The following is a 25,858-nucleotide window of genomic DNA, read 5'->3' as shown; positions in this document are numbered from 1 at the left end:
CCGGTTCTTATTTATGCAATAAAGAACTGGTTTTTAGTATAGAAATAGGGGCTGAATCGCCATCGGCAAACGTAATCAAGATCGAACTCTTTGTATTATCTCTATTCAAGACAAATTTGTCGTTTCTTGCCTATTATGATTCACGTTTCAACAGTGTTTCTTCCACCACATCCATCCCTAACGCGGTAATAAAAATAGAGATTTCGTGTGGAAAATCTTCTGTAGAGTCAAATTCGTGAATATCGATCCATTTTTTATCGTGCAAGTACGTAATCGCTCTTTGCATTTCGCTGTCAGGGTGTGCGTATATTTCTTCTTTGGTGCCTTGAATAGATATATTCGTTCTAGTAGCGAAGCTTTTCCAATATAGCTGCTCTAAAAACATCCATCTCAATTTTTGGCGCTCCACAATCAACGATTTTTGATCCGTCATGTGCAAAGACTCCTTTCATAAATGGACGCCAAGTTTATGTTTTTACGCGGTTATATTCATCTGTTTGATTCAGTTGAATACAGTTGCATATAATTGGCATGATGCTGGTTAAGCAAACCGGTTACAAATTTCGTTAATGATAGGTTGATGTCTTCAACATTATGCAGTAATACAATCATAATCGAAATCGCATCTATCGCTATTAAAAATTTCAACTGTTTAAAATATGATCTTCTACATAATCAATACCTGTAGCTGTAATCGTTAATATTAGTTTTTCTTCTCTTGGATTTGTTGGATTTTCACTCACATCAATAGTGATGAAGCCTTTTTCGTGTAAATAAGCTACAGCAAGATGTTCATCGGTAAGGACTTTTCCGTAAATCTCCTTTTTAGTACCGATCAGTGATCGTGAACTTTCAAACCATTTCCAATATAGTTTTTCTAAAATGACAAATCGGAGGTGCTGCCTGTCTGTTATAATTTTTTTGACATCCATATCGTGATCTGTCCTCCTTAAAAATAGACCTGCTCTTGCAAAAACAATTAAGAGCAGGTCTATAAAGTTAATATAAGCTTAAAAATAATTTACAGCATTGGACACACAACTGCTTGTCCCTGTACTTGTCGTAGTTGTAAATTTGCCGGATAAACTAACGCGATAAACCCCTGCTTGGGTAGGACGGTATTCGACTTGATTTTCTTCACTGGAGCCTTGCCCTCCACGGTATGCAGATGTGATTTTTTTGACATTTGTCCAATTTGCATCATAGCTATGCTTTTTGTATTGAATCGTAGCTGTAACCTCGACAAATGTAATTGTAGCCCCAGACCGATTATACCGCCAATCAAACAACAATTCATTACCAGAACGATAACCATTCGCAGTAAAACTAGACGAAGACGACTCGGCATTGGGTTGGATCATTGGCGGCGAGAAAGGTGAAGGAGAACTTAAAGAGGAGTCCGTGCTGTACGTATCTTGCTGCACCGTAACTGGTGCTGCATACATAAAACTTATCGGAAGCAACACCAAAAGCGACATGACCAACAGTAACATACGAATCCTGCACTTTATTTCTTCTAACAACTCATTTTCACTGTTTATACGTGCATTCTAATTCATATCATGTAAAAATTTCAAGATGTTTCCTAAATTTGTAATGATCAAAAAATTCGATCAGCCTATTCCTATATCATTCCCTCGATCAAGCGCAATTCAGCCGTTTTCATTGACTTTCATTCAAGTACAAGTTATGATAATCAACGAAATATTTTCATTGAATCATACAATCATACAGACTATGAACGGGAATAGTAGAGGTCATCGGCCTTTAGAGAGCGGAACTGTTGCGCTGGAAGGTTCTGCAGGATACGAGACATCGAAGTCGCCCGGAAGTCGTTTATTTGAATACCGTAACAGTCCGAATAGCAGTCATGGACTCGTTCGTGCACGGAGCTAGAATAAACCGGTAGCAGCCGTTATCTGCCTTCGAGTGTCGTTACCACGCACATAGCGATCTGTTTGGATCAAGCTATGATTGCACTGCCCTTCAGCAGGTGACGAAACAAAGGTGGTACCACGAGAGCAATGCCTTTCGTCCTTTGAGACGAAGGGCTTTTTTTAGTTTATGCGCCGAATGGTAGGGGTGCTTGCTTTGCGAGATGATAATGTAAAATTGAGTGGAGGGATTTGCATGACAGAGACGAACAACACGGCAACAACTTCGATGCCAACGACGTATGACCCTAAATCTGCTGAACGCAAATGGTACGATTATTGGATGGAACATGGATTTTTCAAAGCTGGTCAGCGCCCGGACGCGCAGCCATATACGATTGTAATTCCACCGCCAAACGTAACCGGGATGCTGCATATCGGTCATGCACTTGACTGTACATTGCAAGACATTATGATTCGCACGAAACGGATGCAAGGCTATGATGCGCTCTGGCTGCCGGGTTCGGACCATGCAGGTATCGCCACACAGACAAAAGTAGAACAAAACTTGCGCGCCGAAGGCATCACACGCCATGATCTTGGACGCGAGAAGTTTCTGGAAAAAGTATGGGAATGGAAAGATACGTATGCACAGACGATCCATGAGCAATGGGCAAAAATGGGCTTCTCGCTCGACTATTCTCGTGAGCGTTTTACATTGGATGAAGGATTGTCCAAAGCCGTTCGTCACGTATTCGTAACTTTGTATGAAAAAGGGCTGATTTATCGCGGTAAACGCATTATTAACTGGGACCCGCAAGCACGTACCGCATTGTCTGATATTGAGGTAGAGTACAAAGAAGTGAACGGTCATCTGTACCATTTGGAATATCCGCTTCAAGACGGCAGCGGCTCCATTGTCGTAGCGACCACACGTCCAGAAACGATGCTCGGTGACGCGGCGGTTGCGGTTCATCCCAAAGATGAGCGCTATACCGACATGATCGGCAAAATGCTCGTTCTACCGATTACCGGTCGCGAAATTCCGATCATTGCCGACGATTATGTAGATCGTGATTTCGGTAGTGGTGCGGTAAAAATTACCCCTGCGCATGATCCAAATGACTTTGAGATGGGTCAACGCCATAATCTGCCACAGATCGTAGTGATGGACGAAGGCGGTATGATGAACGAAAATGCTGCCCAATACGAAGGCATGGATCGCACTGATGCACGCAAACAGCTCGTACAAGATTTGCAAGCAGCAGGTGTATTGATCAAAATCGAAGACCATATCCACCAGGTAGGGCATAGCGAGCGCAGTGGCGCCGTAATCGAGCCGTATTTGTCCACCCAGTGGTTCGTAGAAATGAAGCCGCTCGCAGATCAGGCGATCGCAGCGCAGCGCAGTGGCAAAGGCACGAACTTTGTACCGGATCGGTTTGAGAAAACATATCTGAATTGGATCGAAAATGTACGCGACTGGTGTATTTCTCGTCAGCTTTGGTGGGGACATCGCATACCGGCATGGTACTGTGATGAAACCGGCGAAATTATCGTTTCCGCCGAAGACCCGACCGGGTTGCCGGAGCATGCGGGCAAAACGCTGCGTCAAGATGAGGACGTACTGGATACATGGTTTAGCTCTGCGCTATGGCCGTTCTCTACACTCGGTTGGCCGGATCAAACGGAAGATTTGCAGCGTTATTACCCGACTGATCTGCTCGTTACCGGCTATGATATTATTTATTTCTGGGTTGCGCGGATGATCTTTACCGGGCTGGAATTTACCGATGAAATTCCGTTTAAAGATGTGTTGATCCACGGCCTTGTTCGTGCAGCCGATGGTCAGAAAATGTCCAAATCGCTCGGCAACGGCGTTGATCCGCTTGACGTTATCGACCAATACGGTGCGGACGCGATGCGTTATATGTTGTCGACGGGCAGCACGCCAGGTCAAGATTTGCGTTTCCGCTGGGAACGTGTAGAGCAGGCGCGTAACTTTGCCAACAAAATCTGGAATGCCTCCCGTTTTGCATTGATGAATATGGAAGGCTTTACGTTTGACGATATCGATCTGTCCGGCTCGCTTAGCACCGCGGATCGCTGGATTTTGCATCGTATGAACGAGACGGCACGCGATATTACCCGTCTGATGGATGCGTATGAATTTGGCGAAACCGGACGTCTGCTGTACAATTTTATTTGGGACGATCTGTGTGACTGGTATATTGAGATTGCCAAGTTGTCGTTATATGGCGACGATGCAGCCGCTAAGAAAACGACGCAATCGGTGCTCGCGTATGTACTGGATCGCACGATGCGTATGATTCATCCGTTTATGCCATTTATTTCCGAAGAAATTTGGCAGCATTTGCCGCATGAAGGCGATACGGTTACACTTGCCGCATGGCCAACATTTGATCCAGCACTGAACAACAAAGCGGCTGAAGCAGAAATGACGTTGCTGATCGACATTATTCGTGCCGTGCGCAACATTCGTGCCGAAGTGAACGTACCGATGAGCAAAAAGATCGAATTGCTCGTTAAAGCAAGCGATCAGCACACAATGGATACGATCTCTGCCAACGAGCATTATATCCGCCGTTTCTGCAACACATCCGACTATGCGGCAGGATTGGATATCGCCGCACCGGATAAAGCGATGTCAGCGGTTGTAACCGGCGTGGAGCTGTACTTGCCGCTGGCGGGTTTGCTGGACATTAGCCAAGAAATCGCCCGTCTCGAAAAAGAGGTGGCGACGCTGAACGCTGAAGTGGAGCGGGTTGACAAAAAGCTATCCAATCCAGGCTTCGTAGCCAAAGCACCGGCTAAAGTGATCGAGGAAGAACGCGCTAAACAGGCTGACTATTCCGACAAACGCGACAAGGTTCTTGCCCGTATTGCCGAACTGAAAGGTTAAAGGTGATCACGATGACCTATGATTCTGCGGAGGGGCAAACTGCCCCTCTACATACGTATGATGAAGCGGTGACATGGATTAATGGACTGATTCCATTTGGAATTCGTCCGGGGTTGGAGCGGATTGAGCGGCTGATGGAGCTGCTCGGTCACCCGCACCGTCGTTTGAAGTTTATCCATGTGGCAGGCACGAATGGCAAAGGCAGCACTTGCGCTTTTTTGACAAGTGCGTTACTCTCTTGCGGATACGATGTGGGCACATTCACATCGCCCTATATTACAAAGTTTACGAATCGGTTTCAGTACAATGGACAAGATATCGAGGAGGAAGCATTGCTCCGCTTGTCCAATCGGTTGCAGCCACTCGTAGAGGAGATCGCGGCGAGCGAGCTTGGTTCACCGACGATGTTTGAAGTGGCAACCGCACTGGCGATTTTGTATTATGCCGAAGTGTGTTATCCCGATGTCGTCGTCTGGGAAACCGGGCTGGGAGGACGGATGGATGTGACGAATATCGTGCATCCGGTCGTGTCGGTCATTACAAATGTCGGTTATGACCATACCGATATTCTTGGCGATACGCTGGAACAGATTGCCGCCGAGAAGGCGGGCATTATTAAGCCGGGCGTACCTGTCGTGACAAGCGTACAACAGCCGGAAGTGATCGAAGTGCTAAGTCGGCGTGCCGAGCAGTGCAAGAGCCGGATGTATTTAGCGAATCGCGATTACAGTGCCGTCCGTTTGTCCGGTAATGCACAGAGCCAGACATTTCATTTTCAAGGGCTGTTTCGTGAGTTGACGCTGGAAATTGGAATGCAAGGCGAGCATCAATGCGCCAATGCCGGGCTAGCGATGATGACGCTGGAAGTGTTGCGCCAGTATATGGCATTTGTGCTGGATGATGAACCGCTGGCAGCGGGCTTTCGCAATACATTTTGGGCGGGGCGATTGGAGACGGTAACAACCGAGCCGCAGATCGTGCTGGACGGTGCGCACAATCCGGAAGGCGCCGCTTCGCTCGTGAACAGCATTCCGCAAACGTATACGTACAACAAGCTGCATGTGCTTGCAGGCATGCTTGAAAATAAACAGCATGAGCCGGTATTCCGCCATCTGTTATCGATTGCAGACAGTCTTATTTTGACGGAGCCGGATTTCCGGCGCAAAATGCCGGCGGACGAGCTAGCTGTGCTAGTGCGTCGTCTGGCAGCTGAAATGGGCAAAACTGATGTGCAAATTACAGTAGAACGAGACTGGAAGCAAGCGATCAAGCTGCTTCAGTCGCAGACAGAACGGGAAGATTTAGGGGTCGTTACCGGAACGCTGTATTTAATTTCAGATGTAAGAGCGACTCTTTTGCATCAAACCGATTCTGAAAAGGGCTGGTGAGACAGGATGAACAAGACACAACATATACACTTTATCGGTATTGGTGGATACGGTATGAGCGCGATCGCCAAAGTATTGCTGGAAATGGGATATAAAGTTACCGGTTCCGACGTAGCGATGAGTGCATTGGCGCAAAAGCTGCAACAGCAAGGAGCAGACATTCATATCGGTCACTCGCCAGAGATGGTACATGGCGCAGATGTGCTCGTCTATTCCTCGGCAGTAGCGCAGGACGATGTGGAGCTGGTGGAAGCGCGCAAGCTGAACATTCCGGTACTACATCGCTCCGAAATGCTGGCACGCTTGCTGAATGAGCGCAAAGGCGTTGCCGTAGCAGGTGCACACGGCAAAACGACTACATCGTCGATGATCGCGCTCGTGCTCGAAGAATGTGCGACCGATCCGACGTATATTATCGGCGGTGAAATCGTCAATTTGGGCACCAATGCCAAAGCAGGCAAAAGCGACTATGTAGTTGCCGAAGCCGATGAAAGCGATGGCACATTTCTGCAATATCATCCGGCGATTGCCGTCGTGACGAATATCGAAGCCGATCATCTGGAAAACTATGATGGCGATTTTGCCAATATTAAGGCGGCTTATGTGCAATTTCTGAGCCAACTGCAATCAGGCGGCAAAGCGATTGTCAATGCGGATGATGACAATATCCGTGAGCTGTTGCCCAATATCGCAGGCGATACCATCACGTTTGGGATCGAGCGAGTTGCCGATTATACAGCAAGCGAGATCGAGCCGGGCGACCGCCGCATTTCGTTTATGATGAGTTATCGTGGCGAGCAGTTAGGTACAGTACATTTGTCTGTGCCAGGCATTCACAATGTGTACAATGCGATGGCAACGATCGTCGCCTGTTTGCAAACCGGGTTGTCGTTTACCGAAGCCGCAGCGGCGATCGTGCGTTTCCAGGGGGCAAAGCGACGTTTCCAAGTTATAGGGGAAGCGAATGGTATTTTGATCGTGGATGATTATGCGCATCATCCGACCGAGATCGAAGTGACATTGCAGGCAGCGCGTGCAACCGGCAAACGCATTATCGCGATTTTTCAGCCGCAGCGTTATTCGCGTACGTATTTTCTGCTCGATGAGTTTAGCCGTGCGTTTGGCGAAGCTGATGAAGTGATTATTACCGACATTTACGCACCAGCAGGTGAAAAGCAAATCGAGGGTGTACATTCATCCGTACTCGTTGATTTGATTCGTCAGCAAAGCAACGAAAATGCAACGTATGTGGCGGACAAAGAAACGGTCATTGCCGAGCTGTCTGCCCGTATGAATGCAGGCGATCTGATCATCACGATGGGTGCAGGCGACATTTGGAAAGTAGCCAAAGCGCTCGCTGAGCAGCTGGAATCGTCAGCAGCGAGCGACTGATCGCTTAGCGCTGAAAGTTACAATACGTGTTCATCGCAGGCGAATATGCGAAAAAGACTGTCATCCGGCAGTCTTTTTCACTGCTGCTCGCTTGATCTGTGCCAGCTTTCTTTTTTGTTTGTATTGCCGCTGGAATCAACGTATAATAATGTGGTGTCAAATTAAAAGCAGGGGAATACTCGTATGAAAAAGAATGCAGGAACGTTAATTTTGTTTGTGCTGCTCGGCTGGCTGCTGGGCACTTGGGTGTCTACGTTGCTGGAACCGGTAGCGATACTGTCTTTTTTGACGCGATCGACGACGATCGATTGGTCTCCCAGTGCCAATTTGAACATTATTCGCTATACGATTGATCTTCATCTCAAAATGAGCCTGCTTAGTCTGATCGGCGTTATCGCTTCGATTTGGCTATATCGCAAGCTGTAACAGCGGATGAAGTCTACATGATGAAACGACTGACTTTGCTATCGTAAAAGGAGAGGGCCTTTCTTATGAGCAGACCACATTTGGATCGCATGATCGTACTGGCGTCCGCGTCTCCACGGAGAAAGGAACTAATGGCCTCTTTGCAATTGGAGTTTGAGGTAGTGCCCAGTGATGCCGATGAATCCGTGCCGTCCGAATGGACGCCGGAGCAAGTCGTAACCGAGCTTGCGTTACGCAAGGCGAATGCGATTCGGCAACAGGTGCAGGCGCGCTGGCAAGATGCGCTGATCATCGGCAGCGATACGATCGTTGTGCTGGATGGACGTATTTTTGGCAAGCCGGCGCATGAAGCGGAATCCGCAGCGATGTTAACTATGCTGCAAGGTAGAATGCATCATGTGTACACAGGCATCGCCTGCGTAGACGCTGCCACTGGACATACACGTACCGATTACAGCCGTACATCCGTACATATGAAGCCGCTCACACCGGAGCGTATCCGGGCTTACGTGCACAGCGGTGAGCCTGCCGACAAGGCGGGATCGTATGCGATTCAAGGAATTGGTTCGACGCTGGTTGAGCGGATTGAAGGTTGTTATTTCACTGTGGTTGGACTGCCGGTGCCCTTGTTAAGCGATATGCTGGAGGAGTTTGGCGTATCGGTGCTTGAAGCTTGATTCCTTAAAGAAAAGAGGAACGTGCATGGAGTCGTCAACCTATCTGTTGCGTGATATTCCCCATGAAGATCGTCCACGTGAACGGATGATGAACTATGGGGAGGAGTCGCTAAGCCACGCTGAATTGCTGGCGATTTTACTTCGAACCGGTACAAGGGACGAGTCTGTCGTTCATCTTGCTGCGCGTATTTTGCAGCAGGTTGGCAGCATCCGTCAATTGGTCGATATGAGCATTGAAGAATTGACATCGATCCGTGGCATCGGTACAGCCAAAGCGATTCAGATTAAAGCTGGCATCGAGTTAGGAAGACGGATTGCACGCACCGGACGCGACGAAGCACGAATTGTACGCTCGCCCAAAGATGCGGCGGATTTGCTAATGGAACAGCTACGTTATTTGCAAAAAGAACATTTTGTATGCCTGTTTCTGAATACGAAGAATCATATTATTTCCCAGGAAACATTGTCGATGGGCAGCCTGAATGCATCGATCGTGCATCCGCGCGAAGTTTTTCGCGCCGCGATCAAATGCAGCAGCGCTTCGGTCATCTGTGCACATAACCATCCGAGCGGCGATCCAACGCCAAGCCCGGAAGATATTGCACTGACGCGGAGGTTGGTGGAAGCTGGGCAATTGATCGGAATTGAAGTGCTGGATCATCTTGTGATCGGGGATACTAGATTCGTAAGTTTGAAGGAACAAGGTCTAATGTAATATAATAGTCGAGATTCAGAGGAAAGGGAGTTAAAAGTTATGTTGGGGAGCTTTACAAAATATCTGGGGATTGACCTCGGAACTGCAAACACACTCGTATATGCAAAAGGAAAAGGAATTATCGTAAGGGAGCCTTCTGTCGTGGCGATTCGTACCGATACGAATACGATTGAGGCTGTTGGCGAATCCGCCAAAAAAATGATCGGACGCACACCGGGCAACATCCGTGCGATTCGTCCAATGAAGGATGGCGTTATCGCTGATTTCGACACAACGGCGACGATGATCAAGTATTTTATTCGTCAAGCGCAAAAGCAGCGTTCGATGTTCCCGCAACATCCGTACGTTATGGTTTGTGTGCCTTCCGGAATCACAGCTGTTGAACAGCGTGCTGTGGAAGATGCAACTAAACAGGCAGGTGCGCGTGAAGCGTATACGATCGAAGAACCATTTGCGGCAGCAATCGGTGCGGACTTGCCGGTATGGGAGCCAACAGGCAGTATGGTCGTTGACATCGGTGGCGGTACGACCGAAGTTGCGGTGATCTCGCTTGGCGGTATCGTAACAAGCCGTTCGGTGCGTGTGGCAGGTGATGAGATGGATGAAGCGATCATCCAGTATATTAAACGTCAGTACAATCTAATGATCGGTGAACGTACAGCCGAACAGCTCAAAATGGATATTGGTTCTGCCACACCGTTTGAAAAAGTGGAAACATTGGAAATCCGTGGTCGCGATCTCGTGACAGGCTTGCCAAAAACGTTGACCATTACCTCTGACGAAATCGCTGAAGCATTGTCTGACACTGTAACTGCAATCGTGGAAGCTGTCAAAGTAACACTGGAAAAATGTCCACCAGAACTGGCGGCTGACATTATGGATCGTGGTATCGTGTTAACAGGCGGCGGCGCATTGCTGCGCAACCTAGACAAGCTGTTGGCAGGCGAAACGGGCATGCCGGTAATCGTTGCTGAAAACCCGCTCGATTGCGTAGCGATCGGTACAGGTAAAGCGCTTGAAAATATCGATATGTTGAAAACTCGCAGTAGCTCGGCTGTTCGTGCCAAACGATAAATGACGGCCATTGTGGTCAACCCCTATCAGGGAAGAATAACCGTTAATTAAGAGGGTGTTGAAACTGTTTAAGCTGCTGGGTAACAAAAAACTGTTTATCCTGCTGGTAGGACTGATTTTATTCATCGCGTTAATGGGATATACGTTGACCAACCGCAGTTCTATATCTTTGCCGGAGAAATTCGTGCGGGATACAGTCGGTTTTGTGCAAGGTGTATTTTACAAGCCCGCTTCTTACATAGCGGGCTTCTTTGAAGATATCAGTGACCTGAATGGATTATACGAGGAAAACCAGCAATTAAAGTTGACCGCTGCACAATATATGTTGCAGCAGGCGAATTATAATAGCCTCGTACAGGATAATGAACGCTACAAGGAGCAACTGAGATTTACACAAAACCAGCTTGCTCAAAACAAATTTGATCTGCATATTGCTAATGTAACCGCTGTGGACAATGATGAAGATACCGGAACGATCGTCATCGACCTTGGCAGCAAGGACGGTGTGCGTAAAGATATGCCGGTCATCTCGTTGCAAGGTATGGTGGGCATTATTAGCCAGACGAGCAATTATCATTCCACTGTCAAACTGCTGACGACACTTGATCCGCTTGATCCGAATTCCAAAGCGATTGCGGCGACGGCAGTCGGCAAAACGAACGAATCGTTTGGTATGGTGGAAAGCTATGACAAGGCAACCGGCATGCTGACGATGACTCAGATTAAGGAAAACGATCCACTCGCTGTTGGCGACACGATCATTTCTTCGGGTAGTGGCGGATTGTTCCCGCGCGGGATGATTATCGGTAAAGTAGTGAGCCGCCAGGTCGGTGACTTCGGTCTGACCAATACGGCTACGATCGACCCTGCCGCTGACTTCAAAGACTGGAAAGAAGTGTTTGTCGTTTATACGAAGGAGGCACAGCAATAATGGCGCGCCGTATCGTTTTGCTGCTGCTGTTATTCCTCGTCTTTATCTGGGAAGGCACGATCGTACCGTGGTTGATTCCGGATTCTATGCACGGACGTCTAATTCCGCATCTGACGTATATATTGATTTTGTTTGTTGCGATTTACTATCATCGTCATACAGCGCTTGTACTCGGATTGATATTCGGTTTGCTGCAAGATGTAGTATTTTATGGTGATATGATCGGGGCTTATGCGTTTGCGATGGGGCTGTCGGCTTATGTGCTCGGCTTGCTCTTTCAATCGACCAAAGCTCCGTATCCGCTAATGATGACCGTTGTGCTGATTGGCAGTCTGCTGCTGGATCATTTGCTGTACGGTATTTATCTAGTGTTCGGATTGACGCGCGATTCATATGCATGGGCACTCGGACATTATATGTTTCCGAATTTGCTGCTGCATTTTGTGTTTGCACTGCTCATTTGTGTGCCTGTGCGCCGTCAGCTTGAGGAGGTTGCAAAGCTGCGTAGACGCGCTGCCGAAGAAGAATAGGCGCGCGCGTAGCGACCGTGACCGGGAAGGTCGCGGTCTTAATTATTAGTTCAGGCAGGATTTCCCGCCGTCAGCACGAACTGATAGTAGGTGGGGGTGAGCGATGAATGGCTGTAAAAGCGTCACGCTTTGTAACGATAAAAGGGATAAAAGATGGATTGATTTTCCAATTTAATGATACATGTGATTTTGATGATCTGGTGAAGGAGCTACGCTTTAAACTAGAGCACACACATCAGAATATTTTGACCGGGCCACTCGTGCACGTTGACATCCGTACCGGAAAACGCCAGATGACCGAAGAACAAAAAGATAGTCTGCTCGATATTTTGAGCCAGAAGGGGAACTTGCTTGTTCGCTCCTTTGAAGAACCTGCGCCTGTTGAAGCTGCGCCTGAACCGATGCCGGAAGTATACGACCGGCATCGCGTTCAGATCATTACAGGGATGGTGCGTTCCGGCCAGGTACTTCAGCATCAAGGATCGGTATTGTTTTTGGGCGATGTGAATGCAGGAGGTACGATTACGAGCACAGATGACATTTATATCCTCGGTGCCTTGCGCGGTATGGCACATGCCGGTATCGACGGCAATAAAGATGCGGTTATCGCCGCTTCATTCTTTTCACCGACTCAGCTGCGTATTGCCGATCTGATCAGTCGCCCGCCGGATGAAGGCGAGAACCGTGAATCGCATATGGAATTTGCGTATTTGCAAGATGGTGTGATGAAGATTGATAAAATGGCAAATATGGCTAAACTTGGTCGGGATTTTAATGTGTTCAAAGGGGTGTAGTACATGGGAGAGGCTATTGTCATCACTTCAGGCAAAGGCGGAGTCGGAAAGACAACCACTTCCGCAAATATAGGTACCGCGCTCGCGTTACTCGGCAAAAAGGTTTGTCTCGTTGATACCGATATCGGCTTGCGCAATCTCGATGTCGTGATGGGCTTGGAAAACCGGATCATCTACGATCTGTGTGACGTTGCCGATGGTCGTTGTCGGCTAAGTCAGGCGCTAGTAAAAGATAAGCGTTTTGATGAGCTGTACATGCTGCCTGCTGCACAGACTAAAGATAAAAATGCCGTTTCACCAGAGCAGGTTAAACAGATCGTGCTGGATTTAAAAAAAGATTTTGAGTATGTATTGATCGATTGTCCTGCTGGGATCGAGCAGGGCTTTAAAAACGCAATCGCTGGAGCGGATCAGGCGATTGTGATGACGACACCGGAAAATGCATCGGTGCGTGATGCCGATCGTGTCATCGGTTTGCTGGAAAATTCGCATATTCAATCGCCCAAGCTAATTGTGAATCGGGTTCGCCAAAGTATGGTGAAGGCGGGGGATATGCTGGATATCGATGAAGTATTGCAGGTGCTAAATATTGATCTGATCGGTGTTGTACCTGATGATGAACTGGTGATCAAGGCAGCCAACTCCGGCGAACCAACGGTCATAAACCCTGACTCCAAAGCAGCGATTGCATATCGTAATATCGCCCGCCGTATTTTGGGTGATACGGTTCCACTCATGCCACTGGATCAGAAGCCAAGTACGTTTTCTCGCTTTAAGAAGTTTTTTGGAATGGGTTGATGGAGTTTGCTTAACAAGTTTAAAAAGCTGGATTGGGGCATTATTTCGCTGCTCGGTGTGTTTATGGTGTTTAGTACATTACTCGTGCGCAGTGCGATTGCGCCCGATCCGAAGTTTGCGGGTTATGATGTACGAACATTGATCTTTTATGTGGTCGGTTTTATCGTCTTATTTGCGGTTAGTATGGTCGATTATCGCTTTTTTCTGCGTAGACATTGGTATTGGTATGGACTTGGACTGCTGTCCTTGCTGCTACTGTATCCGTTTGGCTCTGAAATTAACGGAGCGAAGTCGTGGTACAATTTTCCAGGCTTTCAATTCCAGCCTGCCGAAATGGTCAAAATTGTCGTCATTTTGTCGACCGCTTATTTGCTAGGCAAGCGCGAAGGGGACCCATTACGGTTCCGTTCGGATTTGCTGCCGACGGCATTTATCGTATTAGTTCCGTTTTTCCTCGTCATCATTCAGCCTGATCTTGGTAACGGGATTATTGCGCTCGTTATTTTTATGGGGATGCTCTGGATCGGCAATACGAAATATACGCATGTTATTATCGGGCTTGGTGCGGTCATTGCTGCATTGATCGTGATCATTATTATGTTCACTACATTCAATCAGCAAATTCATGATTATTTGTATTCGCACAATAAATTCCACTGGTATGAACGGATCAATACGTTTGTTGATCCAAGCCAGGCGACCGATGATGCGAAGCACCAGTCCAGTTATGCCAAAATTGCCGTCGGTTCCGGTGGCTTGTTCGGTGACGGCTACATGCAAGGGCAGTTGAAAAACAACAAATTCGTACCTTATCCGTATTCGGACTCTATCTTTGTCGTGATCGGGGAAGAATTCGGTTTTGTCGGTGCTTCGGTATTGTTGCTGCTGTATTTCCTGCTCATTTACCGGATGATTTTGATCGCCTTGCAATGTTATGATCGACGCGGCTCGTATATTATCGTCGGCATCGTCAGTATGTTCGTATTTCAGATTTTTGAAAATGTCGGCATGATGATCGGTCTGATGCCGATTACGGGAATTACGCTCCCTTTTATTAGTTATGGAGGCACCTCGTTATTGCTCAACATGTTTAGTATCGGGCTTGTGCTTAGCATTAAGATTTATCAGGAAAAATATGAGGTCGAGTAAGGCGGGAATTGCCCGTGATCCGTATGTCAGCTTATGATGACATGACGGCAAACGGTCGTAATGAATGCAATTGAAACATGCGATTGAACGGAGCGATCTATCGCTCTAGGTCTGTCCATAGTTGCAAACATTTCTATTCGTTTGATGATCATCATTGCACTCATTAGATTGAAGCACGCAAACAGTCGGCATTCTAGCCGGCTGTTTTTGTTTTTAACGCTACATGCAGGTGGAAACATCATCTGTCATCTGCATGCAGTTTCGACTCGATCGGTTTGAGCATTCATACTTAAATGCCGATGATTAAAGATAGCTCATCGCATCGTATCACCTAGTGTAACGATAAAGTGCTAGTGATAGCTTCCCGTTTGCACTGAAACCTTTTACAGGCGGCAATCGTCTAGGAAATAAGGAAACAACTGTTTGTTGCATCGATACAGACAGCTCCATCTTATCAGCTGTCTGTATCGGTGCTGTATCCTTCCGAGCATTGCTGTTGTTTGTAAACAGAGCCTGAAAAGATAGAGGTGGAACATTCTGATGAAGCAGATGATCGTGAGCTGTGATCCGACCGAAACGCGTATGGCATTGCTTGATCAAGGTGAACTGGTAGAATTTGCTTCCGAGCGTTTATCCGGCAAAGGCATTGCCGGTCATTTTTATAAAGGGAAAGTGATGAATGTGCTGCCTGGCATTCAGGCGGCATTTGTTGATATCGGGCAAAAGAAAAACGGTTTTTTGTACATCGATGATGTGCTGCACCCCCATATGGACAAGCAGCCAAGCGTCAAACCGAATATCGCTGATCTGATTCGTCCGGGTCAGGAATTGATCGTACAGGTGACCAAAGAACCAGCTGGCAGCAAAGGTGCCAAGCTGACGACTCACTATTCCTTACCTGGACGCTGGCTCGTCTATATGCCGCATGCCGATTATATTGCTGTTTCCAAAAAGATCAGCACCGAGCAGGAACGAAGCCGGCTGCGCCAGCTCGGTGAGCAGTTACGGCAGGACGAAGAAGGATTGATTTTGCGTACGGTAGCGGAAGGGGAGCGTAACGACGCCATTGCAAGCGATCTGCTAATGTTGCGTAATCTATGGCGGCAAATTGTCGCTGCCGCCGAGCAGCAGTTAGCGCCCGCGGAATTGCATCGTGATCTTGGATTGGTCGAGCGGATGTTACGGGATGTATTTCAGCCGGCTAACGACCGCTTTATTACCGATGATCCGCTCTGTTTGGAACGTGTACAGCGCTTTTTAAATGGAATTACAGCTGCTGATGTAACGCCGACAGCGGAGCTTTATCGCGACAGTGAACCGATTTTGCGGCGTTTTGGGATAGAGGAACGATTATATCGCGATTTTCAGCGACGTATATGGCTGGAAGGCGGCAGTTATATCGTTTGGGATCAGACGGAAGCGTTGACCGTCATCGATGTGAACACCGGCAAATTTACCGGCGGTGCTACATTGGAAGAAACGGTCACCCAGACGAATATCGCCGCCGCGCAGGAGATCGCCCGTTTGCTGCGTTTGCGTGATACCGGCGGCATTATTATTATCGATTTTATCGATATGGATCAAGATGCCAACCGACGGCTCGTTGTGGAAGCGCTCGAAAAGGTGTTGCTGCAAGATCGCACCAAAGCGCATACGGTCGGTTGGACTCGTCTTGGTCTGTTAGAACTGACCCGCAAAAAGGCGCGCGAGGAGACCAGCAGCTTTGCGTATACGACATGTACGGTCTGTCATGGTACCGGTAAAATTGCATCATGGATTAGGGATTGATTTATTAAGTTCGCTGTGCTACAATCATTTGGTATGTGTCGGATATAACTCCCTCACATGCTGTAACCGCTCCGATCGGGTTATAAGTTCTGTTATGTACGTAACAGACACCTGCATTAGGCGAGTCTGAGACATGAGGAGGTGCAAGAAAATGTACGCAATTATCGAAACAGGTGGTAAACAATACAAAGTGCAAGAAGGCGACGTATTGTTCATCGAAAAATTGGATGCTGGCGACGGCGAAAGCGTAACTTTTGACCGCGTTCTGGCTGTATCCAAAGAGGACGGTCTGGTAACAGGTCTGCCACTGGTAGAAGGCGCAACCGTAACAGCGAAAGTTGAAAAACACGGTAAAGGGCACAAAATTGTAGTTTACAAATACAAGCCTAAGAAAAACTACCACAAAAAGCAAGGTCATCGTCAACCTTATACTAAAGTGACTATCGAGAAAATCCAAGCGTAAGAAGGTGCGGTAATTGATTATCGTGCGAATGGAACGGCTTGAGGACGGAACAATTCACGGTTTTTCATCACGTGGTCATGCAGGCTATGCCGATTCTGGTGAAGATATTGTATGTGCGGCGGTTTCAGCCATTACGGTCGGAACAGTCAACTCGATTGAAGTGCTGGCAGGCATAGAAATGAAGGCTCGGATGAAAGACGGATTTTTAAGCGCGTATTTGCCGGAGCTTCCGGAAAATGCGGCACAGGACAAAATTCAATTGTTGCTGGAATCAATGCAAGTTATGCTTGAAAGTATCGAGGAGTCTTACGGTCAGTATATCCAAATAAAGCAAGTTACAATAACGGAAAAAAGGAGGTAGACAACATGTTGAAGCTTAATTTGCAATTGTTCGCTTCGAAGAAAGGTGTAGGTTCCACGAAGAACGGTCGTGATTCCCACTCCAAACGTCTGGGAGCAAAACGTGCAGATGGCCAATTCGTACTTGGTGGCAATATTTTGTATCGTCAACGCGGTACTAAAATCCACCCAGGAACAAACGTGGGCATCGGCAAAGACGACACATTGTTTGCAAAAGTTGACGGCGTCGTGAAATTCGAACGTTGGGGCCGTGACCGCAAAAAAGTGAGCGTCTACCCGGTTGACGTTGCTCCAGTAGCAGCAGCAATCGAACAATAATTCTGTCTTCGGATAGGATGAAGCAAGCCTCCGGTACGTGTTAGTGCCGGAGGCTTGTTGTATTTATGAAAGCCCTATGTTGAAATTGCATGCTCGCTTGGTGCAACCTAAACGACAGATTCGTATTACTCGCTAAATAGCAATAAACGATGCTAATAAAATCGTGCGCTTTGCTGCGGATTCCCCTTCGTTTTCCTCGTTTGACAAATCGTGGTTGTGTTATACTTATCATTAACAATATGCACTTAACGATTGGAGCGAAACGATGAAGCATTTTGGCTGGCGTCCGGCTGTACTTGCTGGAACGATTATTTTACCATTGGCAGCGGCATATCGCTGGAATACGCTCTCTGCTTTTATTTTGCTAGGCATATGGATCGCATTGGTGTATTGGCTCGGTTTGAAAATGGTGCATGGCGAGCTGGAAGAACAGCATCGGTTGGAGCGTCTTGCCGCACGGTTAAAAGAGGCGAAAGACGAATCAGAGCTGGCGACGCATAAAGTATCTCAAGCGCACAGGTTTGATGCGGATGCAGACAAACAACTGTACGAAACGGCAATCGAAGCGTTTAGTCATCATCGTCATGATTGGATGAATGATTTGCAGTTATTGTACGGTTATGTGCAACTGGGCAACCGAGAACGACTTGTTGAAAATATCGAACGCATTAAAGAACAAATGAATGCGGACAGTCGTGTGTCAAGGCTCGGTATTCCGAAGCTCGTATTTTATTTGCAAACATTTACGGCAGTCAATCGTAATTTGAAGTTGGAATTGGAGATCGAAGATGGAATAACGCTTGCCGCACGGCTTACGCCGGCACAGAGTGAGGCGTTGACCCGAGTGATGCAGCAGACGATCTCCGCTTATGAACAATATGGAGGATCGTCCTGGGGTGAATGCCCCACACTGTTGATTATGATCCGTAGTGATGATAACGGCGTTGAAGTTATTTTTGAGCCGGAAGGTGATTATCCGGATGCGGATGCACTTTGGCTTGAAGTGACAAAGTATGTGCAGCAGACCGATTTACAGGTATCTCGATTAGAGGAAGACCCTGCATCGATCACACTGCATATCCGCTAAATGATTCCCTCGTATAGTAGGGAAAGTATTTTGAAAATAGAGGTGCAATAATGTTTGTAGATAAAGCGAAGATTTTTGTAAAAGGCGGCGACGGTGGTAATGGAACGATCTCGTTCCGTCGTGAAAAGTACGTACCTAATGGAGGACCAGCAGGCGGTGACGGCGGTCGTGGCGGCGATGTTATTTTCCGTGTAGATGAAGGCTTGCGGACGTTGATGGATTTCCGTTATCAGCGCCATTTTAAAGGACAACGCGGTGAAAAAGGTCGTACGAAAAACCAACACGGTGCAGGTGCCGACGATATGATCGTGCGCATTCCGCCCGGTACGGTTATTATTGATGAAGATAGCGGCGAAGTGCTGGCTGACTTGACACGTCACAATCAAGAGATCGTTGTGGCAAAAGGCGGACGTGGCGGACGCGGAAATACCCGTTTCTCCACACCGGCGAACCCGGCGCCTTATCTTGCCGAAAACGGTGAAGAAGGTCAAGAACGCAACATCGTGCTGGAATTGAAAGTGATGGCAGATGTCGGGCTGGTCGGTTTCCCAAGTGTCGGCAAATCGACGCTGTTGTCGGTCGTCTCGGCAGCAGAACCGAAAATCGGTGCTTATCATTTTACAACGATTACGCCAAATCTTGGTGTGGTCGCTGTTGGTGATGATCGCAGCTTCGTCATGGCTGACTTGCCAGGTCTAATCGAAGGCGCTCATGAAGGTGTAGGTCTCGGTCATGAATTTTTGCGTCACGTTGAACGTACGCGCGTCATTATTCACGTCGTTGATCTGTCCGGTTCGGAAGGACGCGATCCGTTCGAAGATTGGGTAAAAATTAACGAAGAATTGAAGCTGTATAGCGCAGAGCTGGAAAAACGCCCGCAGATCGTAGCAGCTAACAAAATGGATATGGAAGAAGCGCAGCAAAATTTGGAGGCGTTCACGCGCCAAGTGCGTGAAGTGAAGCCGGACATCCAGATCATCCCGATTTCTTCACTGACACGTCAAGGCATTCAGGAGCTGCTGTACAAAGCGGCGGATCAATTGGATCAAATGCCTGAAGCGGTTGCGGTCGAGGAAGTGCAAGAAGTCGCTGAGCGTAAAGTGTACCGTCTGGAAAAACAGGAAGACGACGGTTTCAAAATTTATCGCGAAAACGAAATTTTTGTGGTCGAAAGCAAAAAGATCGAAAACATTATGAAACGGATGCAGCTCAATTCCGAAGATGCGATCATGAAACTCGGTCGTACGTTGCGTCATATGGGCGTAGACAGCGAGCTGCGTAAACGCGGTGCTAAAGACGGCACCGTTGTGCGGATCGGTGAATTGGAATTTGAATTTGTTGAAGGAAGCAGCTACTTTTAATTAACTGCTCTAAGCTGGGTCATCCAACGCTGTACGTTTCGGATAAGCGAATTTGTATCGTATAATCAGGCGATCACGATGGATGTAAACATTGTATTTTATCGCATCATTGCCGTGACGACGCCAAAAATAAATGAGCACGATATCCCCCCTAGCGATCTGAAGCAGCTATATCTTCGGACGTGAACAGAGGTATCGTGCTTTTTTTTATGTCTGTAGCTAAGTCCCATTATGTAAATTAGGGTTGCCTGACCTACACAGTTACTTTATAATGTCCACTATATGAAAACATGAGTCTTTGAGGAGAGGACGTTGTGAAAGAAAAATATTATCTCGTGCGCGAAGACATTTTGCCGGAAGCGGTACTGAAGACGATGCGTGTCAAAGAATTGCTTGCTTCAGGCGAGACGCGTACGATCAATGAAGCGGTGGAGAAAATAGGCTTAAGCCGCAGTGCCTTTTACAAGTACAAAGATGGCATTCACCCGCTTAATCGATTGGAGAAAGATCGAATTATTACCGTTTCCTTTGACCTGGATCATCGTTCCGGTATTTTATCTCATGTGTTAGGTTTGATGGCTGAATATGGGGGCAATGTGCTGACGATTCATCAAAGTATCCCGTTGCAGGGCAGAGCCAATGTAGTGCTGTCAGTAGAAACGACTCGTTTAACTGAAGATTTGGATACAATGGTGGAAGCGATGCAAAATGTAACCGGTGTACGACATATTCATATTATCGGTCAAGGCTAATGCAGACTGTCGCCGCCTGATATACAATGGATAAAAGCAAATCATTCCCGCATATAACAGACGAGACAACAAATGAGCAGAAACCGTTTCAGGAGGGGAAGCGCAAAATGAAACCAGTAAAAGTAGGCTTATTAGGATTAGGTACAGTAGGAACCGGTGTCGTACGGATCGTACAGGGCAATCAGGAAGACCTTAGCAGTCAGGTCGGTTCACCGATTGTGATTGAGAAGATCGCTGTTCGCAACATCGATAAAGTACGGAATATCGATATCGATTCTACCTGTCTGACGATCGATCCGTGGGATGTGATTCGTGATCCAGACATCGATGTGATCGTTGAAGTGATGGGCGGAATTGACGCCACACGCGAGTATATTTTGGAAGCGCTGGAGCGCGGTAAGCATGTAGTCACAGCCAACAAAGATTTGATGGCGCTGCACGGCAGTACGATTTTAGCCAAAGCACAGGAAAAGCAGTGTGATGTATTTTATGAAGCGAGCGTCGCCGGTGGCATTCCGATTATTCGCACATTAATCGAAGGGTTCTCCTCTGATCGGATTGTGAAAATTATGGGCATCGTTAACGGTACAACCAACTATATTTTGAGCAAAATGAGCCAGGAGGGCGCTTCATACTCCGATGTGTTAAAAGAAGCGCAAGAGCTTGGTTATGCGGAGTCCGATCCGACGAGCGATGTGGAAGGGTTGGACGCGGCGCGCAAAATGGCAATTCTCAGTACGCTCGGTTTCCGCACCAATGTGGAGCTGTCCGATGTGACCGTACGAGGCATCTCGTCGATTACAAAAGAAGACATTACGTACGCCAAAAATTTGGGCTATGAAATGAAACTGCTCGGCATTGCCACCAGTCAAAACGATCATATTACGATCGAGGTACAGCCAACGATGATTCGCAAAAATCATCCGCTTGCTTCGGTCAACGGTGTGTTCAATGCCGTATATGTACATGGACAATCGGTCGGCGAGACGATGTTTTATGGAGCAGGAGCCGGGGAATTGCCGACTGCGACTTCCGTCGTGGCAGACTTGATTGCAGTGATCAAAAATCTGAAGCTAGGCGTCAATGGGTTAAAGGCGATTGTACCGTATAAGCCCAAAAAGCTACAGTCGGACGATCAGGTTATGTACAAAAACTTTATCCTGCTGCACGTGGATGATAAAGCAGGCGTACTAGCGCAGATCACTCAAGTTTTTGCCGAATATAATGTTAGTTTGGCATCGGTTGTACAGCAACCAAACGCAACGAATCCAGATGCAGAAATCGTAATCATTACCCATCGTGCGAGCAAAGCAAGCTTTGACCGGGTATTGCAGCATTTCGATAATCTCGATGTGATTCAGCGCATCAAGAGTGTATATCGGGTTGAAGATATTTAAAGGAGTAATGTAACGATGACGACAAATGAAAGCTTTCAAAAAAGTTATGTTCCAAGAAAGGCAGTTCGCGTTGCTGTCCCAGCAAGTACCGCCAATTTGGGCCCAGGCTTTGACACGCTGGGTATGGCGCTTGGGTTATATTCCTGGGTTGAAATGAAAGAAGCCGAGCAGACCCGGATTACACTGCTCGGTGACCAATTGCAAGGCATACCGACAGATAAGACAAATCTGATCTACAAAATGGCTCAGGCGGTCTTTAGCAAAGTAAATGTCTCGATGCCTGAATTGGAAATTACGATGTATTCCGATATTCCACTAACCCGAGGTCTCGGTAGCAGTGCATCCGCATTAATTGGAGCACTGACAGCAGCCAATGCATTGACTGGACATATGCTTTCGGATGAAGAACTGCTCAATATGGCAACCGCTTTTGAAAAGCATCCTGATAATGTAGGCGCTTCTTTGTATGGTGGCATCATAGTGGCTACCTGGGATGGACAAAAAGCCAATTGTCTGCGCATTTCACCGCCAGCCGAGTTGCAAGCACTTGTCGTTGTCCCTGATTTTCAGCTATCCACAAGCAAAGCACGTGAAGTGCTGCCGACACAACTATCGATAGCAGATGCGATTTACAATATTAGCCGCAGCTCTTTGCTAGTAGCAGCACTTTCTTCGGGCAAGTTGCATTTGATCGGTGAAGCGATGCAGGATCGTCTGCATCAGCCTTATCGTGCTACACTTGTACCTGGTATGGAACAGATTTTGGAGCAGGCAACCGAGTACGGAGCGCTTGGCATTGCGCTCAGTGGAGCAGGTCCAACGATGATTGCATTTGTAGATCGTCATTCTGCCGACAAACAACAACTGGAAAGTTATCTAATCGATACGATGAAAGCACATCATATTGAAGCAAGCACATTATGGCTTGAACCTGTAACTGAGGGCGTAATATACTATTACGATACCGAAACCTATCCATTTATGGATATTGTCAAAGGAGAAGTTCGTTTATGATACGTATTGCTGCCCTGCCATCCGGTTCTGTGTCGCATGAAGCATTGCTCCATATTGTTGGAGATGAGCCGCTTGAGATCGTTCACCACAAAATGATTGCCGATGTATTTTTGTCGACCGCTCACGGCAAGACCGACTATAGCGTAATCCCGATTGAAAATACGATTGAAGGTTCAGTTACTTTGCATATGGATTGGCTTGTACACGAAGTAGACATTCCGATGCAATTGGAATGGGTGTATCCTTCGATTCAAAATTTGATTGGGCGCCGCAGCGAACTGATCGCTGGCGGTGAACATACATCTTCGATCGAGGCGGCAAATGAGCTTCATTTTGACCGTATTCGTAAAGTGTTGTCTCATCCGGTTGCGATGGCGCAATGTCATCAGTTCATTCGTAGCACATTGCCTGAAGCAGAGCTGGAGCATGTAGGCAGTACTGCCGAAGCGGTGCAGATGGTCAGTCAAAATCCGGGTCAAGGATTAGTGGCAATCGGCACATCGCTGGGCGCGCAAAAATACGGGCTAGACATACTCGCTGAACGCATCACCGATCACGATAACAACCATACCCGGTTTGTACTGATTGGCAATCGTCCAATTACAGTGAAAAAAGAAGCCGATCATATCAAAACCAGCATGCTTATCACATTATCCGAAGACTTCGCTGGTGCGTTGCATCAAGTACTGGCTGCATTTTCATGGCGCAAACTAAACCTGTCCCGCATCGAATCCCGGCCCACTAAAAAGAAGCTGGGCAACTACTATTTCTATATCGATGTGCTCGCCTCACAAGATTCCGTACTGCTAACAGCAGCAATGGAAGAAATCCAAGCACTCGGTTGCCAGGTACGTATACTTGGCTCCTATCCATGTTATGAGTACAATTTGGCAAAAGCTAAAAGCTAAAAGCTAAAAGCTAAAAGCTAAAAGCTAAAAGCTAAAAGCTAAAAGCTAAGCGAAAAATAAAAGTAGGGCAGGCAAGACGTGGCTTTCTTAGAAAGCTACGTCTTTTCTACTTCAATCAAAACGTGATTTTTGCAAAGAAAAATATCTTTCCTTAAATAGGGAGCTGCGGCTACTGACACCTTACTGATTTGTAAATTCACTACACGGAAGACGGTTTATGAAACGTACAAGTACACAATCGGCGTCCTACCGATTTGTCGACTCCTTACCTTGGCAATTAAAGCGATTGTGTTATAGTTTGTTAGCTATTTGCCTACGATTGATTTGGGTAAAAACAGTTCCGAAAATAAAATTAAGAAAAATGCTTGCCAAATATCTGAGATCATGATATATTATAAAAGTTGTCACGAACGAGTGATAACGAAGCGGAAAAAGCTGATTTTAGTTTTTCAGTAATAGAAAAGAATGCAAAACAGCTCGCTAGTCAATAACTTCTGAACTTTTCGATCAGAAAACGATCGAAAAAGGCTTCGAAAAAAGTTGTTGACAGAAAAGAAAGAAAATGATATGATATAAGAGTTGCTGCGAGAGACACCGAGCAGTAACGAAAGAGTTTGATCTTTGAAAACTGAACAACGAGTGAGTGAAGAACTTCGGTTCTTCAAACAATAGAGAACAGCAATGTTCTCGCCAGCAACAAAATGAGCAAGTCAAACACTTTATTGGAGAGTTTGATCCTGGCTCAGGACGAACGCTGGCGGCGTGCCTAATACATGCAAGTCGAGCGGACTTGACGAGAAGCTTGCTTCTCTAATAGTTAGCGGCGGACGGGTGAGTAACACGTAGGCAACCTGCCCTTTAGCCTGGGATAACTACCGGAAACGGTAGCTAATACCGGATACTTTCTTGTCCTGCATGGGAGAGGAACGAAAGACGGAGCAATCTGTCACTGAAGGATGGGCCTGCGGCGCATTAGCTAGTTGGTGGGGTAACGGCTCACCAAGGCGACGATGCGTAGCCGACCTGAGAGGGTGATCGGCCACACTGGGACTGAGACACGGCCCAGACTCCTACGGGAGGCAGCAGTAGGGAATCTTCCGCAATGGGCGAAAGCCTGACGGAGCAACGCCGCGTGAGTGATGAAGGTTTTCGGATCGTAAAGCTCTGTTGCCAGGGAAGAACGTTTTCTAGAGTAACTGCTAGAGAAGTGACGGTACCTGAGAAGAAAGCCCCGGCTAACTACGTGCCAGCAGCCGCGGTAATACGTAGGGGGCAAGCGTTGTCCGGAATTATTGGGCGTAAAGCGCGCGCAGGCGGCCGTTTAAGTCCGGTGTATAATCCCGAAGCTCAACTTCGGGTCGCACTGGAAACTGGAGGGCTTGAGTACAGAAGAGGAGAGTGGAATTCCACGTGTAGCGGTGAAATGCGTAGAGATGTGGAGGAACACCAGTGGCGAAGGCGACTCTCTGGGCTGTAACTGACGCTGAGGCGCGAAAGCGTGGGGAGCAAACAGGATTAGATACCCTGGTAGTCCACGCCGTAAACGATGAATGCTAGGTGTTAGGGGTTTCGATACCCTTGGTGCCGAAGTTAACACATTAAGCATTCCGCCTGGGGAGTACGGTCGCAAGACTGAAACTCAAAGGAATTGACGGGGACCCGCACAAGCAGTGGAGTATGTGGTTTAATTCGAAGCAACGCGAAGAACCTTACCAGGTCTTGACATCCCTCTGATCGGT

The 25,858-nt window shown here is 47.3% G+C and carries 25 protein-coding genes, 1 rRNA gene and 2 other annotated features; of the genes, 23 read left to right on the top strand and 3 right to left on the bottom strand.

Going from position 1 to position 25,858, the window contains the following annotated elements; all coding sequences use genetic code 11:
* Window positions 1-133 precede the first annotated feature (133 nt).
* From U1I11_RS20070 to U1I11_RS20060, 3 genes are all read right to left on the bottom strand, one after another.
* Entirely contained in the window at window positions 134-433 is a 300-nt protein-coding gene (locus U1I11_RS20070; RefSeq protein ID WP_322907913.1) for a hypothetical protein, read from the bottom strand.
* Window positions 434-644: 211 nt separating this feature from the next.
* Entirely contained in the window at window positions 645-932 is a 288-nt protein-coding gene (locus U1I11_RS20065; RefSeq protein ID WP_322907912.1) for a hypothetical protein, read from the bottom strand.
* Between the two features lie 78 nt (window positions 933-1,010).
* Complete coding sequence (locus U1I11_RS20060) at window positions 1,011-1,493, bottom strand: hypothetical protein (protein ID WP_322907911.1); 483 nt, start codon at window positions 1,491-1,493, stop codon at window positions 1,011-1,013.
* A gap of 235 nt (window positions 1,494-1,728) precedes the next feature.
* Window positions 1,729-2,042 (top strand) — a binding site (T-box leader).
* Window positions 2,043-2,130: 88 nt separating this feature from the next.
* Between U1I11_RS20060 and U1I11_RS20055 the strand changes: the two genes are divergently transcribed.
* The 23 genes from U1I11_RS20055 to U1I11_RS19945 all read left to right on the top strand — a co-directional run.
* Window positions 2,131-4,797, top strand: a complete 2,667-nt coding sequence (locus U1I11_RS20055) for a valine--tRNA ligase (protein ID WP_322907910.1) — start codon at window positions 2,131-2,133, stop codon at window positions 4,795-4,797.
* A gap of 11 nt (window positions 4,798-4,808) precedes the next feature.
* Window positions 4,809-6,185: a bifunctional folylpolyglutamate synthase/dihydrofolate synthase gene (locus tag U1I11_RS20050; protein WP_322907909.1), complete on the top strand. Its 1,377-nt coding sequence runs from the start codon at window positions 4,809-4,811 to the stop codon at window positions 6,183-6,185.
* A 6-nt stretch (window positions 6,186-6,191) separates the two neighbouring features.
* Window positions 6,192-7,577, top strand: a complete 1,386-nt coding sequence (gene murC / locus U1I11_RS20045; protein WP_322907908.1) for a UDP-N-acetylmuramate--L-alanine ligase — start codon at window positions 6,192-6,194, stop codon at window positions 7,575-7,577.
* A gap of 183 nt (window positions 7,578-7,760) precedes the next feature.
* A complete protein-coding gene (locus tag U1I11_RS20040; protein WP_322907907.1) occupies window positions 7,761-8,003 on the top strand; it encodes a DUF4321 domain-containing protein in 243 nt (80 codons plus the stop codon).
* Window positions 8,004-8,068: 65 nt separating this feature from the next.
* Window positions 8,069-8,680 carry a Maf family protein gene (locus U1I11_RS20035; RefSeq protein WP_322907906.1) on the top strand — a complete coding sequence of 204 codons (612 nt, stop codon included), beginning with the start codon at window positions 8,069-8,071 and terminating at the stop codon, window positions 8,678-8,680.
* Window positions 8,681-8,705: 25 nt separating this feature from the next.
* Window positions 8,706-9,395 (top strand): RadC family protein, encoded by a 690-nt coding sequence (gene radC, locus U1I11_RS20030; protein ID WP_322907905.1) that lies wholly within the window; start codon window positions 8,706-8,708, stop codon window positions 9,393-9,395.
* Window positions 9,396-9,434: 39 nt separating this feature from the next.
* Complete coding sequence (locus tag U1I11_RS20025; protein ID WP_322907904.1) at window positions 9,435-10,469, top strand: rod shape-determining protein; 1,035 nt, start codon at window positions 9,435-9,437, stop codon at window positions 10,467-10,469.
* 58 nt (window positions 10,470-10,527) lie between these two features.
* Entirely contained in the window at window positions 10,528-11,400 is an 873-nt protein-coding gene (gene mreC / locus U1I11_RS20020) for a rod shape-determining protein MreC (protein WP_322907903.1), read from the top strand.
* Window positions 11,400-11,930 (top strand): rod shape-determining protein MreD, encoded by a 531-nt coding sequence (gene mreD, locus U1I11_RS20015; RefSeq protein WP_322907902.1) that lies wholly within the window; start codon window positions 11,400-11,402, stop codon window positions 11,928-11,930. The genes mreC and mreD overlap by 1 nt, the downstream gene beginning before the upstream one ends.
* Window positions 11,931-12,037: 107 nt before the next feature.
* Window positions 12,038-12,724: a septum site-determining protein MinC gene (locus tag U1I11_RS20010; RefSeq protein WP_322907901.1), complete on the top strand. Its 687-nt coding sequence runs from the start codon at window positions 12,038-12,040 to the stop codon at window positions 12,722-12,724.
* 3 nt (window positions 12,725-12,727) lie between these two features.
* Entirely contained in the window at window positions 12,728-13,522 is a 795-nt protein-coding gene (minD, locus tag U1I11_RS20005; RefSeq protein WP_322907900.1) for a septum site-determining protein MinD, read from the top strand.
* A gap of 6 nt (window positions 13,523-13,528) precedes the next feature.
* Window positions 13,529-14,671, top strand: coding sequence for an FtsW/RodA/SpoVE family cell cycle protein (locus U1I11_RS20000; protein WP_322907899.1), 1,143 nt, complete (start codon window positions 13,529-13,531; stop codon window positions 14,669-14,671).
* 540 nt (window positions 14,672-15,211) lie between these two features.
* Window positions 15,212-16,459: an Rne/Rng family ribonuclease gene (locus tag U1I11_RS19995; RefSeq protein WP_322907898.1), complete on the top strand. Its 1,248-nt coding sequence runs from the start codon at window positions 15,212-15,214 to the stop codon at window positions 16,457-16,459.
* A gap of 54 nt (window positions 16,460-16,513) precedes the next feature.
* Window positions 16,514-16,597: a sequence feature (ribosomal protein L21 leader region), on the top strand.
* A gap of 13 nt (window positions 16,598-16,610) precedes the next feature.
* Window positions 16,611-16,922, top strand: coding sequence for a 50S ribosomal protein L21 (rplU, locus tag U1I11_RS19990; protein ID WP_322907897.1), 312 nt, complete (start codon window positions 16,611-16,613; stop codon window positions 16,920-16,922).
* Window positions 16,923-16,935: 13 nt separating this feature from the next.
* The gene (locus tag U1I11_RS19985) at window positions 16,936-17,283 is read left to right on the top strand and encodes a ribosomal-processing cysteine protease Prp (RefSeq protein ID WP_322907896.1); all 348 of its coding nucleotides are present in this window, start codon (window positions 16,936-16,938) and stop codon (window positions 17,281-17,283) included.
* Window positions 17,284-17,288: 5 nt separating this feature from the next.
* Window positions 17,289-17,600, top strand: a complete 312-nt coding sequence (rpmA, locus tag U1I11_RS19980) for a 50S ribosomal protein L27 (protein ID WP_188777152.1) — start codon at window positions 17,289-17,291, stop codon at window positions 17,598-17,600.
* A 265-nt stretch (window positions 17,601-17,865) separates the two neighbouring features.
* Entirely contained in the window at window positions 17,866-18,687 is an 822-nt protein-coding gene (locus U1I11_RS19975) for a Spo0B domain-containing protein (protein WP_322907895.1), read from the top strand.
* 50 nt (window positions 18,688-18,737) lie between these two features.
* Window positions 18,738-20,048, top strand: coding sequence for a GTPase ObgE (gene obgE, locus U1I11_RS19970; RefSeq protein ID WP_322907894.1), 1,311 nt, complete (start codon window positions 18,738-18,740; stop codon window positions 20,046-20,048).
* Between the two features lie 314 nt (window positions 20,049-20,362).
* A complete protein-coding gene (locus U1I11_RS19965) occupies window positions 20,363-20,800 on the top strand; it encodes an ACT domain-containing protein (protein ID WP_322907893.1) in 438 nt (145 codons plus the stop codon).
* A gap of 107 nt (window positions 20,801-20,907) precedes the next feature.
* Complete coding sequence (locus U1I11_RS19960) at window positions 20,908-22,197, top strand: homoserine dehydrogenase (RefSeq protein ID WP_322907892.1); 1,290 nt, start codon at window positions 20,908-20,910, stop codon at window positions 22,195-22,197.
* Between the two features lie 15 nt (window positions 22,198-22,212).
* The gene (thrB, locus tag U1I11_RS19955; RefSeq protein WP_322907891.1) at window positions 22,213-23,211 is read left to right on the top strand and encodes a homoserine kinase; all 999 of its coding nucleotides are present in this window, start codon (window positions 22,213-22,215) and stop codon (window positions 23,209-23,211) included.
* Window positions 23,208-24,119, top strand: a complete 912-nt coding sequence (gene pheA, locus U1I11_RS19950) for a prephenate dehydratase (RefSeq protein ID WP_322907890.1) — start codon at window positions 23,208-23,210, stop codon at window positions 24,117-24,119. The genes thrB and pheA overlap by 4 nt, the downstream gene beginning before the upstream one ends.
* 719 nt (window positions 24,120-24,838) lie before the next feature.
* Window positions 24,839-25,858: ribosomal RNA gene (locus U1I11_RS19945) — 16S ribosomal RNA — on the top strand; the annotation flags it as partial.

Origin of the sequence: Paenibacillus campi, from assembly GCF_034659835.1 — a bacterium.
GTDB lineage: Bacteria > Bacillota > Bacilli > Paenibacillales > Paenibacillaceae > Saccharibacillus > Saccharibacillus campi.
The sequence above is the reverse complement of the archived record's forward strand: the minus strand, read 5'-3'. Positions and strand labels throughout refer to the sequence as shown.

Coding starts and splice junctions, on each gene's coding strand:
- minD (WP_322907900.1), top strand. CDS start 12,728: ATGGGAGAGGCTATTGTCATCACTTCAGGCAAAGGCGGAGTCGGAAAG.
- U1I11_RS20070 (WP_322907913.1), bottom strand. CDS start 433: ATGACGGATCAAAAATCGTTGATTGTGGAGCGCCAAAAATTGAGATGG.
- rplU (WP_322907897.1), top strand. CDS start 16,611: ATGTACGCAATTATCGAAACAGGTGGTAAACAATACAAAGTGCAAGAA.
- U1I11_RS20065 (WP_322907912.1), bottom strand. CDS start 932: ATGGATGTCAAAAAAATTATAACAGACAGGCAGCACCTCCGATTTGTC.
- murC (WP_322907908.1), top strand. CDS start 6,192: ATGAACAAGACACAACATATACACTTTATCGGTATTGGTGGATACGGT.
- U1I11_RS20010 (WP_322907901.1), top strand. CDS start 12,038: ATGGCTGTAAAAGCGTCACGCTTTGTAACGATAAAAGGGATAAAAGAT.
- U1I11_RS19975 (WP_322907895.1), top strand. CDS start 17,866: ATGAAGCATTTTGGCTGGCGTCCGGCTGTACTTGCTGGAACGATTATT.
- U1I11_RS20025 (WP_322907904.1), top strand. CDS start 9,435: ATGTTGGGGAGCTTTACAAAATATCTGGGGATTGACCTCGGAACTGCA.
- U1I11_RS19995 (WP_322907898.1), top strand. CDS start 15,212: ATGAAGCAGATGATCGTGAGCTGTGATCCGACCGAAACGCGTATGGCA.
- U1I11_RS20040 (WP_322907907.1), top strand. CDS start 7,761: ATGAAAAAGAATGCAGGAACGTTAATTTTGTTTGTGCTGCTCGGCTGG.
- radC (WP_322907905.1), top strand. CDS start 8,706: ATGGAGTCGTCAACCTATCTGTTGCGTGATATTCCCCATGAAGATCGT.
- U1I11_RS20035 (WP_322907906.1), top strand. CDS start 8,069: ATGAGCAGACCACATTTGGATCGCATGATCGTACTGGCGTCCGCGTCT.
- U1I11_RS20050 (WP_322907909.1), top strand. CDS start 4,809: ATGACCTATGATTCTGCGGAGGGGCAAACTGCCCCTCTACATACGTAT.
- mreD (WP_322907902.1), top strand. CDS start 11,400: ATGGCGCGCCGTATCGTTTTGCTGCTGCTGTTATTCCTCGTCTTTATC.
- pheA (WP_322907890.1), top strand. CDS start 23,208: ATGATACGTATTGCTGCCCTGCCATCCGGTTCTGTGTCGCATGAAGCA.
- thrB (WP_322907891.1), top strand. CDS start 22,213: ATGACGACAAATGAAAGCTTTCAAAAAAGTTATGTTCCAAGAAAGGCA.
- U1I11_RS20060 (WP_322907911.1), bottom strand. CDS start 1,493: ATGTTACTGTTGGTCATGTCGCTTTTGGTGTTGCTTCCGATAAGTTTT.
- U1I11_RS20055 (WP_322907910.1), top strand. CDS start 2,131: ATGACAGAGACGAACAACACGGCAACAACTTCGATGCCAACGACGTAT.
- U1I11_RS19960 (WP_322907892.1), top strand. CDS start 20,908: ATGAAACCAGTAAAAGTAGGCTTATTAGGATTAGGTACAGTAGGAACC.
- obgE (WP_322907894.1), top strand. CDS start 18,738: ATGTTTGTAGATAAAGCGAAGATTTTTGTAAAAGGCGGCGACGGTGGT.
- rpmA (WP_188777152.1), top strand. CDS start 17,289: ATGTTGAAGCTTAATTTGCAATTGTTCGCTTCGAAGAAAGGTGTAGGT.